Below are 13,632 nucleotides of genomic sequence, written 5' to 3'. Positions count from 1 at the left end.
TCCGGACTACGGCGCGGAGTGCCCGCCGAACAGGGGCTTCTCGGGCGGCTTGCGCCCGGTCTCCTGCTCCCAGGCCTCGAGCTGCTGGGTGAGCGCCTTGGCGAGCTCGAACACCTGCTCGGGTGGGATCCGGATGCGGCTCACGATCTGCCCGGGCACGGCGACCGCGCGCGTGCCGTCGGGGTCCTCGACCTGCGCCGGCGGCTGGGTGAGGGCGACGTAGTCCATCACGAAGACGTTCGGGGTGTGCCAGACCCGGGCGAAATCGGCGAAGACGCCCTGCGCCCGGTCGGCGGGAAGGTCGATCTGGAAGCGACGTGGAAGGTGGTCGTCGGTCATGGTGCCCCTTCGAGTTCGGATGCCGCGGCTGATCATCGCGCCGGACGCCGGTGTCACGACGATACACGCGCCCCCGGCGAGCGGCGCCGTCTTGCACGGATCCGAACGAGTCGTCAACGGATCGATCGCAGGGCGCCGCGCTGGTAGACGTGGAAGCACCCCCTGACCGTCCACCCGCCGCTGAGGAGCACCGCATGAGCAGTTCACTCTCGTTCGATCTCGACCCCTGGAGCATCGGGCTCAGCGGTGTCGATCCCGACGAGCTGGAGCGGCGCGAGTCGGTCTTCGCGGTGTCGAACGGCCACGTCGGCTGGCGGGGCACGCTCGACGAGGGCGAGCCCTGCGGCATCCCCGGTACCTACCTGAACGGCGTGTTCGAGCGGCATCCGATGCCCTACGCGGAGGAGGGCTACGGCTACCCCGACTCGGGGCAGAGCGTCGTGAACGTGCCCGACGGCAAGCTGATCCGGCTGCTCGTCGACGACGAGCCGTTCGACGTGCGGCGCGGCGACCTGCACCGGCACGAGCAGCGCCTCGACTTCCGGGCGGGCACGTTGCACCGCGAGCTCGACTGGACCTCGCCGGCCGGGCGACGGGTGCGCGTGACCTCGACGCGGCTCGTGTCCTTCGAGCACCGGTCGGTCGGTGCCGTGCGGTACCGGGTCGAGGCAGTCGACGCGGAGGTCACCGTGACCATCCAGTCGGAGCTGGTGGCCAACATCGACCACCTCGGGGTGCATCACGACCCGCGGGTCAAGGAGACGCTCGAGGATCCGTTCGTCCCGCTCGCGCACGCCGGGCTCGGCACGAGCGCGACCCTCGTGCACCGCACGCGGCACAGCGACCTGGGCCTGGCGGTCTCGATGGACCACCTGGTCGAGGCTGCGCCGGAGTGCGACGTGCGCACCGACGTGTCCGAGGACCTCGGGCGCACGACCGTCACCGCTCGCCTCGCGGCCGGGGAGGCGGTCGAGGTCGTGAAGGCGGTGGGCCACGAATGGTCGGCGTCGGACTCGGCCTCGCCCTCCGCACTGCGGGACCGCGCCGAGGCGGCCGTGGCCGAGGCCCTCCGCGGTGGGTGGAGCGAGCTCGCCGACGGGCAGCGCCGACGACTCGACGAGTTCTGGGCGTGCGCCGATGTCGAGGTCGAGGGCGACCCGCGCCTGCAGCAGGCGGTGCGGTTCGCGCTGTTCCACGTCTTCCAGGCGGCCGCGAGGCTCGAGGTCCGCTCCGTCCCGGGCAAGGGCCTCACGGGAGCCGGGTACGAGGGTCACACGTTCTGGGACTCCGAGGGCTTCGTCCTCCCGCTGCTCACCTACACGGCACCGGATGCCGCGCGCCAGGCGCTGCTCTGGCGGCGGTCCACCCTCGACCTCGCCCGCGAGCGTGCCGCGCACCTCGGACTCTCCGGAGCCGCCTACCCGTGGCGCACCGTCGACGGGCAGGAGAGCTCGGGCTACTGGCCGGCGAGCACCGCGGCCTTCCACGTGAACGCGGACATCGCGGCGGCGGTCGCCCTGCACGCCGCGGTCACCGGCGACCAGCGCTTCGAGGAGGAGTGCGCGCTGCCCGTCCTCGTGGAGACGGCCAGGCTCTGGATGTCGCTCGGGCACACCGACGACCACGGGACGTTCCACCTCGACGGCGTGACCGGGCCCGACGAGTACACCGCGGTCGTCGACGACAACACGTTCACGAACCTCATGGCGCAGCGCAACCTGCGCGCGGCCGCCGACGCGGCCCGCCGCCACGCCGAGGCGGCGCGGGGCCTCGGCGTCACCGTCGAGGAGATCGGCGGGTGGGAGGTCACGGCGGATGTCGTGGCGGTGCCGTTCTCCGAGGAGCTCGGCGTGCACGAGCAGTCGGCGGGATTCACCAGGCGGGAGCGGTGGGACTTCGAGGGCACCGAGCCGGAGCAGTATCCGCTGCAGGAGCACTTCCCGTACTTCGACCTGTACCGCAAGCAGGTGGTGAAGCAGGCGGACCTCGTGCTGGCGCTCGTCTTCGCGCACGACGCGTTCACCTTCGAGGAGAAGGCTCGGGCGTTCCGCTACTACGAGGAGCTGACGGTGCGCGACTCGTCGCTCTCGGCCGCGGCCCAGGCCGTCATCGCCGCCGAGGTCGGGCACCTCGACCTCGCCGTCGACTACCTCGCCGAGGTCGCGACGCTCGACCTGGACGACCTGCGCGAGGACACCGCGGAGGGACTGCACATGGCCTCGCTCGCCGGCATCTGGATGGCCCTGGTGGCCGGCTTCGGCGGCATGCGCCACGGCGCCGACGGCCTGTGGTTCGCGCCGCGGCTGGCGGCACCGATGACCGGCCTTCGCTTCGGCGTCAAGGTCGGCGGCCGCACCCTGCGGCTCGAGGTGCGGCCGGATGCCACGACCTATCGCCTCGCGGAGGGTCCAACCCTGCGGGTGCACCACTTCGGCGAGCCGCTCGACCTCGAGGCCGGCGTCGAGGTCGTCGCCCCCACGCCGGCCCCCGTCGATGCCGGTCCGCGGCCGACGCAGCCTCGTGGACGGACCCCGCGCACGGTCGAGGTCGCGCTGGCGTCGATCTCGGACTGACCCGGCCCGCGGCGCGGACGGCCGTTCCGCCGCGCGACCCGGCGGTCAAAGGATCGGCTTGCCGCCGGTCACCGCGATCCGCGCGCCCGAGATGTAGCTGCCCTCGTCGGAGGCGAGGAGCACGTACACCGGGGCGAGCTCGGCCGGCTGCCCCGGCCGCCCCATCGGCACCTGCTCGCCGAAGCTCTCGACCTTCTCCGGCGGCATCGTCGAGGGGATCAGCGGCGTCCACACGGGGCCGGGGGCCACGCTGTTCGCCCGGATGCCGCGTTCGGCCAGCGACTGCGCCATGGATGCCGTCATGTTCGCGATGCCGGCCTTCGTCGCCGCGTACGGGATGAGCGTGGGTGACGGCATGTCCGAGTTCACCGACGACGACCCGATGATCGACGCCCCCTCGTGCATGTGCGGGAGGGCGGCCTTCACGAGGTGGAAGAAGGCGCTGAGGTTGACGGCGAGGGTGCGATCCCATTCCTCGTCGGGCACCTCCTCGAGCGTGGGGTGGTCCATCTGGAAGGCGGCGTTGCTGACCAGGACGTCGATGCGGCCGAACTCCTCGACGGCCCTCCTGATGACCTCTCGGCAGTGCGCCGGGTCGGCGAGGTCGCCGGATACGGCGACCGCCCGCCGGCCGGCTTCCTCGACGAGGCGGCACGTCTCCTTCGCATCCTCGTGCTCGTCGAGGTAGCTCACGAGCACGTCGGCGCCCTCCCGCGCGTACGCGATGGCGACGGCCTTGCCGATGCCGCTGTCGGCGCCGGTGATGACGGCGAACTTGCCCTCGAGCCGGCCGGAGCCGCGGTAGCTCTCCTCGCCGTGGTCGGGCTTCGGGGTCATCTCCTGCTCGGATCCGGGGAACTCCTGCTGCTGGGCGGGCTGGTTCACGATCGTCATTCCTTTCGTTCGGTCATTCCATTCCACGGATCGCTCCGAGCCCCGACAACCGGCTTGACAGACGGCCCGTGTGCGCGCAGTGCCGAGGTCGGGCGGCCGGCGACAGGGTCCGGCCGGCCGGCGCCGACTGTCAACCCCCTTGCCTGCGCCGCGGGTGCTCGGAGAGGTTCGAAGCATGAGAGCACTCACCTGGCAGGCGACCGGCAAGGTCAGCGTCGAAGCAGTACCGGACCCCCGCATCGAAGAGCCCACGGACGTGATCATCCGGGTGACGTCGACGGCGATCTGCGGGTCGGACCTCCACCTCTACAACGTGCTCGGGCCGTTCCTGGCCAAGGGCGACATCCTCGGCCACGAGCCGATGGGCGTGGTCGTGGAGGTCGGTTCCGGCGTCGCGACCCTCGCGGTCGGCGACCGGGTCGTCGTCCCGTTCGTGATCGCCTGCGGCGACTGTCACATGTGCCGCATCGGCCTGACGACGCAGTGCGAGACCACGCAGAACCGGGACACCGGCACGGGCGCCGACCTGTACGGCTACACCGAGCTCTACGGATCGGTGCCCGGCGGCCAGGCCGAGTACCTGCGGGTGCGTCGGGCCGACGTGAACGCGATGAAGGTCGGCCAGGAGCTGCCCGACGAGCGGTACCTCTTCCTCAGCGACATCCTGCCGACCGCATGGCAGGGCGTCCAGTACGCGGACCTGCCAGACGGCGGCACGCTCGGCGTGCTCGGGCTCGGGCCCGTGGGGCAGTTCGTCGCGCGCATCGGACGCCACCTCGGCCACCGCGTGCTCGCCGTGGACCCGGTCCCGGAGCGACGGGCGATGGCCGAGCGGCACGGCATCGAGACCTTCGACCTCGAGGACGACCTGCTCGACCGGCTCCGGGACGAGACCGCCGGCCGCGGACCGGACAGCGTGGTCGACGCGGTCGGCATGGAGGCGCACGGCAACCCGGGCATCGAGTTCGTGCAGAAGGCCGTGGGCATCCTGCCCGACGGCGTCGCGAAGCCGATGATGCAGAAGGCCGGCGTCGACCGGCTCGCGGCCCTGCACTTCGGCATCGACCTCGTGCGCCGCGGCGGGACCCTCTCGCTGAGCGGCGTCTACGCCGGCGCCGCGGACCCGATGCCGTTCATCACGATGTTCGACAAGCAGATCGCGCTCCGCATGGGGCAGTGCAACGTGCATCGCTGGCGGGACGACCTGCTCCCGCTCGTCGAGGATTCCGCCGACCCGCTCGGCGTCGAGGACCTCGTGACCCACCGGGTGCCGCTGGATCGCGCACCCGAGATGTACGAGACGTTCAAGAAGAAGGACGACGGATGCATCAAGGTGGTGCTCGAACCGTGACGCAGACGATGCGCCGGCCGTCGGAGGCCGGCATCCCGCGTTCTGGTGCGCTGGACGACGGTCCCGGGTTCCTGCTCGACGGGTACACCTTCGGGCAGCGCCGCTTCCGGAAGCTGGGCACCGACGCCTTCACCACCCGGCTCGCCGGGCGGCCGGCGACGGTCGTGTACGGAGCGGACGCCGCCCGCATCTTCTACGAGGGCGACCGGTTCTCGCGCGAACGGGCGATGCCGACCTCCGTGCAGCACCTGCTCCAGGACGAGGGCAGCGTGCAGACGCTGGAGGGAGCCGCGCATCACCACCGCAAGACGATGTTCATGCAGATGCTGCGGCCCGAGGCCGTCGCCGGACTGACCCGCATCTTCGATGCCGAGTGGACCGCGGCGACGGTCCGGCACGCCGACACCACCCGGTCGCTCTACGACGTCGCCGTGGAGACGCTGACCCGTGCGGCCGTCGCGTGGTGCGGCATCCCGGAGGAAGCCGTCGACGTCCGGCAACTGGCCGGCGACCTCGCGGCCATGGTCGACCGGGCGGCGAGCTTCGGACCGCCGAACTGGGCCGCCCGCGCCCGGCGACGCCGGGCCGAGGCATCCGCTCGGTCCCTCATCGAGCGCGTGCGCCGTGGCGAGCTCTCCATCGCGGATGAAACCCCCGTCCGCCGCATCGCGACGGAGACCGACGCCGACGGCGGGCTCCTGCCCGTCGAGGTCGCCGCCGTCGAGCTGCTCAACGTGCTGCGACCCATCGTGGCGGTGAGCCGGTACCTCGTGTTCGGCGCCCATGCGCTGCACCACCACCCGGCCTGGGCCCGCGGCGTCGCGGCCGATGACGAGGCCGCCGTGCGGTTCGCGAACGAGGTTCGGCGACGCTACCCGTTCTTCCCCGTGATGGGCGGCACCGTGCAACGCGCGTTCGACTGGCGGAGCCGCACGTTCCAGCCCGGGGAGTGGGTCGTCCTCGACCTCTACGCGACGAACCACGATGCCCGCGCCTGGTCGGCACCCGAGCGGTTCAACCCCGACCGGTTCACGGGGTGGAACGGCGACCCGAACACGCTCGTGCCGCAGGGTGCTGGCGAGGTCGCGACGGGCCATCGGTGTCCCGGCGAGGCGGCGACGATCGCCCTGACCGCCGAGTTCGTGCAGCGCGTCGCCGCCGAGGCGCCCTTCACCGTGCCGCCGCAGGACCTGCGCATCGGCCTGCGGCGGATGCCGGCGCTGCCGCGCGACCGGTTCCGCGTCAGGTTCGCCGGCCCGGGCGCAGCCTGATCGTCGTCGGCCGCTCGGCCGGGCCCGAAGGCGCTCAGTCGGCCGTGCGGCCGGAGTCCGCCTCGTCGTCCTGCACGTCGACGCCCTGCACGTCGACACCCACCTGCACCGGCTGGTCGGCCTCCATGGGGATCTCGCTCGTGTCCAGCTGCTCGGGTACGAGCAGGATGCCGCCGGTCGTGTTGGCCGAGCGCATCAGCTCCTCGATCCACTTGCGGCTGAGCTCGGGCGCCTCGGGCTCGTCGAAGACGAAGCGCAGCGGGATGGTCGCGTGCACCCAGAGCGTGCTGCGGCCGCGCGGCTGGTCTTCCGTGTGCTGCCAGGACAGCGTGAAGGACTCGCCGCGCCGCAACTTGGTGATGACGGCGACCTTCAGGTGGGCGAGCGCACGATCCTCGATGCCGATCGGGGTTCCCGAGTCGCCGTAATAGAGCGTGCCCATCACGCCAGCTTACGGAATTCGCGGGCCGGCGGGGCCATCTGAGGGACAAGCGGCCCCGTCAGGCCGCGCTCAGGCGAGGATCTTCTCGAGTGTCGAGCGCAGCTCCTCACTGGTGTGCACCTCCTGGTCGAGGTTGGCCTGGAGCAGCGAGACCACGTCGGTGAGTCCGTGCGCGGTCGCGGGCAGGATGAGGCCCTCATAGGCGGAGATCTCGTAGTGCTCGTTGCCGAGCGCGCTCGAGACGGCGACCTGGTCGCGCAGCTTGGGCGCGCTCCGCTCGAGGAGCGAGGCGGCCTGCTTCGAGATGCCCTTGGTGCTCGGCGACGGCGCCGTCGACTCCTTGAAGCCGAGCAGCGTGAAGGCCTGCTGGAGGTTGGCGATCTGCTCCTCCGTCTCGGATGCGTGGTGCCGGAACAGCTTCTTCACCTCGGCGCTCTTCGCGGCCTTCGCGAGCTCGCCGAGCGCGGCGAGCGAGTCGTGCTCCATCGTCATCGCGGTTCGCAGCTGGAAGCGGAGGAGTTCCTCGGGTGTCGTGAGCGTCTGCTGGACCATGTGCCATCCTTCGGTCGTCGTCCCGCCGGTGCGGGCGCCCGCGAGTGCGGGACTCGACCATGCTCACGCCGACGGACGGTTCTCGGAAAGGGGGTTGACGGGGCTGGGCATCCGCCCCGATGCTCGTGCGAAGCACATGCCGGATCCGGTATCGACGCCCGTGTCTGAGCGAGCACGGAGTCCTTGTCAAGCCCGGCGCGGTGCCCCGGGCGCCCGCGTTATGGTCCCGGTATGGGACATCGCCGACGGCTCACCGTGCCACTGGCCATCGGGATCGTGCTCGGCCTCGCCGGGTGCGGCCTCCAGGTCCCGGCCGACCCGAACGGCACCCTCGAGCGCGTGTCCGACGGCACCCTCCGGGCGGGCGCGTCGCCCGACCGATCCCTCATCGAGGTGCGCGGTGACGAGGTCTCCGGTGCCGAGGCCGACGTCGTGGAGGCCTTCGCCTCCTCGCTCGACGCCCGCGTCGAGTGGACCGTCGGCAGCGAGGAGCAGCTCGTCACCGGGCTCGAGGAGGGCGACCTGGACCTCGTCGTCGGCGGGATCACCGACGAGACGCCGTGGATCGACCGCGCGGGCGTGACGCGCGGTTTCGCGGACATGCCCGGTGCCGACGGTCGCAACGTCGTGATGCTCGTGCCGCTCGGCGAGAACCGGTTCCTGAGCACCCTCGAGACCTTCCTCGACGAGGAGCTGGGCTGATGTCCCGGTTCGGTCGCACCGACCTGCCCGACGAGCAGGCGACGGATCTCCGCAAGGCCGTGAAGATCGAGGTCTTCACGATCTGCTACACGACGGTGACGATCCTCGTCGTCGCGCTCGTGCTCGGCAACTCACAGGCGATGAAGACCGCCTGGGTCGAGGACATCCTCTCGCTGACGCCGCAGGTCGCGTTCCTCGTCGCCCTCGTCTTCGTCCGCCGCAAGCCAACCAGGAACTTCCCGTACGGACTGCATCGCGCGATGAGCGTCGGGCACCTGGTGGCCGGCGTCGCGCTCTTCGTGGTCGGCGCCACGCTCGCGTACGAGGCGATCAGCGGCTTCCTGAGCGGCGACCACCCGACGATCGGCACGATCGTGCTCTTCGGGTCCTCCGTCTGGCTCGGCTGGGTCATGGTCGCGGTCATGGCGCTCATCGCGATCGGGCCGCCGTTCTACGGTCGGTACAAGCTCAAGCTCGCGAAGCCCCTCCACAACAAGCTGCTCTACGCCGACGCCGACATGGCGACCGCGGACTGGCACACGAACGCCGCGTCGATCGTCGGCGTGCTCGGCATCGGCGTCGGGCTGTGGTGGCTCGACTCCGCGGCAGCGCTGTTCATCTCGGTCGGCATCGTCTGGGACGGCGTGCGGAACACGCGCACGGCCATCCTCGGCCTGATCGACAAGCGCGCCACCACGTACGACGAGAAGGCGGTGCATCCGCTCATCGCCGAGGCCGCCACGATGCTCCGCGGCCTGCCCTGGGTGGCGGATGCCGCGGTGCGGATGCGCGACCTCGGCCAGGTCTTCCACGTCGAGGCCTACGTCGTGCCCGTCGACCCGCGGACGCCGGTGTCGGCGTACGAGTCCGCGGCGCGTGCCATCGCCGCCCTCGACTGGAAGGTGCAGGACACCGACGTCATCCCGGTGAGCGTCCTCCCGCCCGAGGCGGACCCCGGGTTCGGGCGAGAAGCCGGTCGGGGGTCGAGGGCGGGCGCGTCCGGCGCCGGCCCGGCCGCGGCATCCGAGCGGGGGTCGGACGCATCGGCCGGCGCGACATCCGATCGCCTGAAGGGGGAACGATGACCCGATCCGACGACGTCGTCTCGACGCTCGACGAGCTGCATCGGCGACTCGGCGACCGGCGGCTCTACGTGCGCTACTCGGAGGGCCCCGATCACGACCTGTCGGGCGGCTCGGTCGACACCGAGAGCGGGCTCGAGCTGCCCGGGCTCTCGGTCAACCCGCTTGACCCCGAGCCGTGGTGGACCAGGCCGGTGGAGGACTGGCTCGCACGCCAGCTCTGCCAGTACAAGCACCTGCGCGATCGCAACCAGGACCGACGGGCCTGGCTCGTGCACGGTTCCGTCGTCGGTCGCGGGCCGGACTGCGAGCCGCTCCTGACGGATGTCTCGTTCGTCGGCGTGCTCGACGACGGGGTGCTCGGGGAGGCGGAGCAGCGCTACCGGGAGCACTTCGACGCGGGCAACGAGCCGGAGTGACGGCCTGACGGTCGATCAGGTCGGTGCGGCGCCACCCGTCGTGGCGGCGCCGTGGCGGATGCCGCGGTCCTAGGCCTCGGCGTCCTGCGGCTCGGCGTCGAGCGAGGCGAGGTACTCGGCGTTGCCGCGCATGGCCGGCTTGTAGCGCTCGAGGTCCTCGGCCTGCACGTGGTCGGCGAGCAGCGTCAGGAGGCTCCCGAGGGCGGTGCTCGCCCGGCCCGACGCGTGCAGCGTCAGGGCTTCGAACGCACCGAGCGCGACCGAGTCGGGGAACTCGGCCCGCGCCCGGGCGAAGACCGACAGGGACTCGTCGTACCGGCCGAGGTTGCGGAGGGTGCTGCCGTACTGCAGGAAGCACCGGCGGCGCAGGTCGCCCTCGAGGCCCTCGGCCATCGCCCGTTCGTAGAACCCCAGGGCGGTCGCCTCCTCGCCCGCGGTGTCGTACGCGCCGCCCATCTCGTAGAGGACCCGGGCGTCGTGCGGATGGGCTTCCGCGATCGGCTCGAGCGCGGCGATGGTCGGGGCCATGTCGTCGCGGTCGCGAGCCGCGAAGATGCGGTCGAGTTCGTCGTGCAGAGCGGTGCTCATGGTGCGTTCTCCGGGTCGCGCGCGGGCAGCAGTTCGCCGAGCAGTTCCTCGACGCGGCGGCGGATCTCGTCGCGGATGGGCCGAACGGCCTCGATGCCCTGGCCGGCCGGGTCGTCGAGCTCCCAGTCCTCGTAGCGCTTGCCCGGGAAGATGGGGCAGGCGTCGCCGCACCCCATCGTGATGACCACGTCGGACTCCTTGACCGCGTCGACGGTGAGGACCTTCGGGGTGTTGCCGGTGATGTCGATGCCCTCTTCGGCCATCGCGTCGACCGCCACGGGGTTGATCCGATCCTTCGGCTCGGACCCCGCCGAGCGCACCTCGACGCGACCGGCCCCGAGTTCGCGGAGGTAGCCGGCGGCCATCTGGGAACGGCCGGCATTGTGGACGCAGACGAACAGGATGGAGGGTGCCGGGGTGGTCATGGACAAAATCATAGACCGACGTCTATGGTTTGGCGACCTGCAGGTCCGTCAGCAACTCCCGGACCCGCCGTTCGATGTCGTCACGGATCGCCCGAACCTCGCCGAGCGGCTTGCCCACCGGGTCCGCGAGGTCCCAGTCGAGGTACCGGCGGCCCGGATGGACCGGGCACGCGTCGCCGCATCCCATCGTGACCACGACGTCCGCCGCGCGGACGACCTCATCGGTCAGGGGCTTCGGATACTCGCCGGCCAACGGAACCCCGATCTCATCCAGCGCGGTCAGCACGGAGCCTCGCACCTCGCCGGCCGGATCGGATCCGGCCGTGCGGACGCGCACCCGGTCACCGGCGAGGTGCCGGAGGATGGCGGAGGCCATCTGCGACCGTCCGGCGTTCTGCACGCAGACGAACAGCACCGTCGGAACCGTGGAGTTCGATGACGGCACGGGGCGGGCCAGCGCATCGAGCCGATCGGCCGCGAACTGCGCTGCCAGCGACGGCAGGCGGGGTCCGGCGGACGGGCGCTCCGCGAGCAGGTCGTAGCTCTCGCGCACGTATCGCTCGATCGTCTCCCGACTGAAGACACCGCGATACCGGTCGCCGAGATCGCGCACGACGCGTTCGAGGACGGGGTCGGCCGGGGCGGCGGGTCCGGGACTGCGGAGGAGTTCGGCGAGTCGATCGGCGTGACCCTCGTCGAGCGAGTACCAGGTTCGACGGCCGTCGGGCTGCCGGTGAACGAGGCCCTGCTCGAGCAGCGCCTTCATGTGGTGGCTCACGGTCGGTTGGCGCAGGCCCAGCTCCTCGGCGAGGCGTCCGACGAGCACTCGACCGTCGGGCGATTCGAGGATGCTGCGCAGGATGCGGGCGCGTGTGGGATCGGCGACGAGCCGCAACTCGCGCGCGGCATCCGGCTTCACATCCATAGACCGCAGTCTATCCAAGCGGGGATTCCAGCACAGGCCGGATGCCGCGCCACTGCCCTCGGCTTCGACAGGTTGCCCGACTAGAGTGCCGCCATGAAGCCAGTCATCGCCGGAACGACCATGCCCATCCTCGAGATCGCGCTCGACGCCGGGGAATCGATCGTCGCCGAGGGCGGCGATGTCGCCTGGCTCACGCCGGGCCTGCAACTCGACACCTCGACCGCGCACGGCACCGGTGGCCAGGGCGGATTCATGAGCGGCCTCAAGCGCGTCCTCGGCGGCGCCCAGCTCTTCCTCACCCGGTACACCGCACCGAGCGGCGGCATGGTCGCCTTCGCCGCCCAGCTTCCCGGCACCATCCGCGAGGTGCACATCGACGCGGCCGACACGTTCATGATCCAGTCCGGCTCGTACACGGCGAGCACCACCGACGTCGAGGTCTCGGTCGCGCTGCAGAAGAAGCTCGGAGCCGGCATCTTCGGCGGCGCGGGCGTCGTCTTCCAGAAGCTGTCGGGCTCGGGCACCGCGTGGGTGCAGCTCGCCGGTGAGATCACCGAGTACGAACTGAAGGCGGGGGAGTCGCTCCTCATCCACCCCGGGCACCTGGCCATGTTCCGCGCCGAGATGCCCCTGGAGTTCGCGAGCATCAAGGGCATCAAGAACAAGTTCTTCGGCGACTCGCTCTTCCTCGCCGAACTGCACGGTCCGGGTCACGTCTGGCTGCAGTCGATGAACCCGGCCAAGCTCGCCGCGGCGATCGAGCCCTACCTTCCCGACCGCAGCTCGGACAACAGCCGGCCCTAGGCCGGTGGCCGCTCGTCGCCTGCCATGGCCTCGGGACCGTCCAGCAGACGCCTGATCGACACGAGGTTGGCTTCGGATCGGCTGAGGAGCGCACGTATCTCGTCGAGCGATGCGGCCGGTGTCCCGAGTGGTGCGCCGGCGGCGAGGTCGGCAGGTGGCGCTGCGTCCGTCGCACTCGGAGCGGCGGATGCCTCGGCCGCGACATCCGCGGCGCCGTCGTCCTTTCGCGGTGAGAGGAAGAGGTTCGCGAGATATCCGGTGAACGTGCCGAAGATGCCGACGCCGACGACGATGATCACGGCTCCCGCGAGGCGGCCCGGGTTGGTGACCGGGTAGTGGTCGCCGTACCCCACGGTCGAGATCGTCACGATCGTGTACCACAGGGCGTCCGAGGCGGTGGTGATGTTCGCGCCGGGTGCCTGCTCCTCGAGGTAGAGCATCGTGAGGCTCCCGAACTGCAGCACCAGGACGCCCATGAGCAGGAGGGCGTACAGGGCACTCCCGGCCCTGTCCCTGATGAGGGTGCGCCAGATCGTGCGCGGACCGAGGTCGCGCATCAGGCGCACCACCCGGACGACCCGGAACAGTCGCAGGACCTTCAGCTCAGCGAACGGAAGGCTCGCCAGGAGGTCCGCCCACCCGAAGTGCCGGAAGAAGTAGGCGCCACGTCGCGGCGCCGTCGTCAGCCGGTACGCGAAGTCCGCGAGGAAGATGACGCTGAAGAGCAGGTTCATGACCCGGAGGACGGTGATCAGCGCCGCATCGTCGACCACGGTCAGCATGAGGACGAGGTTCACGATCGAGAGGATCGACAGCGCCCCGATGAAGATCTCGTAGCCCGTGCTCTTCAGTTCGCTGCGCACCTTCGTCATGCCGAGGATTCTGGCACGCGACAGGCGTTGCCCTGCGGCCGCCACGGCGTCGGCGCTCGGCGGAATCGCCCGCTGAAACAAGAAAACCCCCGGTTACCCGGGGGTTTTGATGGTGGCTCCGACCGGCATCGATCCGGTGACCTTTCGATTTTCAGTGAGCCTGGGCGGTTTTCGCTCAGTTCTTATGGACGTGATATCGCGCTGATCAGGGATTCTTCGAAACGGTCTCAGTTGGTTTCAGTTGGTTTTCGCGCATTTAATGGCACATTAATGGCACAAGATCTGGCGCCCGTCTGGCCTGGACGCGGTGAATCGCTAGCTCGGAGCGATGCCCAGAACTCGGTTCATTTCTTCGAGCATCGTCCCCATCGCGATTCACAACTGCTCCAGAAC

Annotated in this window: 15 protein-coding genes; 7 read left to right on the top strand and 8 right to left on the bottom strand. The window is 70.6% G+C overall.

Features of this window, described 5'->3' with window-relative positions; all coding sequences use genetic code 11:
- Nucleotides 1-6: 6 nt before the first annotated feature.
- Nucleotides 7-339, bottom strand: a complete 333-nt coding sequence (locus tag GQQ95_RS09865) for a DUF3467 domain-containing protein (protein WP_157427500.1) — start codon at nucleotides 337-339, stop codon at nucleotides 7-9.
- 194 nt (nucleotides 340-533) lie between these two features.
- On the opposite strand from GQQ95_RS09865, the gene GQQ95_RS09860 reads away from it, so the two are divergent.
- Nucleotides 534-2,912 (top strand): glycoside hydrolase family 65 protein, encoded by a 2,379-nt coding sequence (locus GQQ95_RS09860; RefSeq protein ID WP_157427499.1) that lies wholly within the window; start codon nucleotides 534-536, stop codon nucleotides 2,910-2,912.
- Between the two features lie 45 nt (nucleotides 2,913-2,957).
- Here GQQ95_RS09860 and GQQ95_RS09855 read toward each other — a convergent pair whose 3' ends face one another.
- Nucleotides 2,958-3,806, bottom strand: a complete 849-nt coding sequence (locus tag GQQ95_RS09855; protein ID WP_246205364.1) for an SDR family oxidoreductase — start codon at nucleotides 3,804-3,806, stop codon at nucleotides 2,958-2,960.
- Nucleotides 3,807-3,981: 175 nt separating this feature from the next.
- Between GQQ95_RS09855 and GQQ95_RS09850 the strand changes: the two genes are divergently transcribed.
- Together GQQ95_RS09850 and GQQ95_RS09845 are read left to right on the top strand one after the other, a co-directional pair.
- Complete coding sequence (locus tag GQQ95_RS09850) at nucleotides 3,982-5,157, top strand: alcohol dehydrogenase catalytic domain-containing protein (RefSeq protein ID WP_157427498.1); 1,176 nt, start codon at nucleotides 3,982-3,984, stop codon at nucleotides 5,155-5,157.
- Complete coding sequence (locus tag GQQ95_RS09845) at nucleotides 5,154-6,428, top strand: cytochrome P450 (RefSeq protein WP_246205362.1); 1,275 nt, start codon at nucleotides 5,154-5,156, stop codon at nucleotides 6,426-6,428. Before GQQ95_RS09850 ends, GQQ95_RS09845 begins: the two co-directional genes overlap by 4 nt.
- Before the next feature lie 34 nt (nucleotides 6,429-6,462).
- Here GQQ95_RS09845 and GQQ95_RS09840 read toward each other — a convergent pair whose 3' ends face one another.
- The gene (locus tag GQQ95_RS09840) at nucleotides 6,463-6,870 is read right to left on the bottom strand and encodes a DUF7882 family protein (RefSeq protein ID WP_246205360.1); all 408 of its coding nucleotides are present in this window, start codon (nucleotides 6,868-6,870) and stop codon (nucleotides 6,463-6,465) included.
- A gap of 69 nt (nucleotides 6,871-6,939) precedes the next feature.
- A complete protein-coding gene (locus GQQ95_RS09835) occupies nucleotides 6,940-7,422 on the bottom strand; it encodes a YciE/YciF ferroxidase family protein (protein ID WP_157427497.1) in 483 nt (160 codons plus the stop codon).
- A 231-nt stretch (nucleotides 7,423-7,653) separates the two neighbouring features.
- On the opposite strand from GQQ95_RS09835, the gene GQQ95_RS09830 reads away from it, so the two are divergent.
- Genes GQQ95_RS09830 through GQQ95_RS09820 form a run of 3 tightly spaced genes read left to right on the top strand, consistent with a single transcriptional unit; the run spans nucleotide 7,654 to nucleotide 9,625 of the window.
- Nucleotides 7,654-8,124, top strand: a complete 471-nt coding sequence (locus GQQ95_RS09830; RefSeq protein ID WP_157427496.1) for a transporter substrate-binding domain-containing protein — start codon at nucleotides 7,654-7,656, stop codon at nucleotides 8,122-8,124.
- Complete coding sequence (locus GQQ95_RS09825; RefSeq protein WP_157427495.1) at nucleotides 8,124-9,209, top strand: cation diffusion facilitator family transporter; 1,086 nt, start codon at nucleotides 8,124-8,126, stop codon at nucleotides 9,207-9,209. Before GQQ95_RS09830 ends, GQQ95_RS09825 begins: the two co-directional genes overlap by 1 nt.
- Complete coding sequence (locus GQQ95_RS09820) at nucleotides 9,206-9,625, top strand: DUF6098 family protein (RefSeq protein ID WP_212275383.1); 420 nt, start codon at nucleotides 9,206-9,208, stop codon at nucleotides 9,623-9,625. Before GQQ95_RS09825 ends, GQQ95_RS09820 begins: the two co-directional genes overlap by 4 nt.
- 69 nt (nucleotides 9,626-9,694) lie before the next feature.
- Here the strand turns inward: GQQ95_RS09820 and GQQ95_RS09815 are convergent, their stop codons facing one another.
- The 3 genes from GQQ95_RS09815 to GQQ95_RS09805 are packed head-to-tail and all read right to left on the bottom strand — an operon-like array spanning nucleotide 9,695 to nucleotide 11,563.
- Entirely contained in the window at nucleotides 9,695-10,213 is a 519-nt protein-coding gene (locus tag GQQ95_RS09815; RefSeq protein ID WP_157427494.1) for a tetratricopeptide repeat protein, read from the bottom strand.
- On the bottom strand, nucleotides 10,210-10,638 hold the full coding sequence (locus tag GQQ95_RS09810; RefSeq protein ID WP_157427493.1) for an arsenate reductase ArsC: 429 nt from the start codon (nucleotides 10,636-10,638) through the stop codon (nucleotides 10,210-10,212). Before GQQ95_RS09810 ends, GQQ95_RS09815 begins: the two co-directional genes overlap by 4 nt.
- 22 nt (nucleotides 10,639-10,660) lie before the next feature.
- Nucleotides 10,661-11,563: a metalloregulator ArsR/SmtB family transcription factor gene (locus GQQ95_RS09805; protein ID WP_157427492.1), complete on the bottom strand. Its 903-nt coding sequence runs from the start codon at nucleotides 11,561-11,563 to the stop codon at nucleotides 10,661-10,663.
- A 93-nt stretch (nucleotides 11,564-11,656) separates the two neighbouring features.
- Here GQQ95_RS09805 and GQQ95_RS09800 point away from each other — a divergent pair, with 93 nt between their 5' ends.
- Complete coding sequence (locus tag GQQ95_RS09800; RefSeq protein ID WP_157427491.1) at nucleotides 11,657-12,367, top strand: AIM24 family protein; 711 nt, start codon at nucleotides 11,657-11,659, stop codon at nucleotides 12,365-12,367.
- On the opposite strand, the gene GQQ95_RS09795 is transcribed toward GQQ95_RS09800, so the two are convergent.
- Nucleotides 12,364-13,239 carry a potassium channel family protein gene (locus GQQ95_RS09795; RefSeq protein ID WP_157427490.1) on the bottom strand — a complete coding sequence of 292 codons (876 nt, stop codon included), beginning with the start codon at nucleotides 13,237-13,239 and terminating at the stop codon, nucleotides 12,364-12,366. The genes GQQ95_RS09800 and GQQ95_RS09795 overlap by 4 nt on opposite strands.
- Nucleotides 13,240-13,632 lie beyond the last annotated feature (393 nt).

Origin of the sequence: Agromyces salentinus, assembly GCF_009749395.1 — a bacterium.
Taxonomy (GTDB): domain Bacteria; phylum Actinomycetota; class Actinomycetes; order Actinomycetales; family Microbacteriaceae; genus Agromyces; species Agromyces salentinus.
This window is presented reverse-complemented; position numbering and strand designations above follow the sequence as displayed.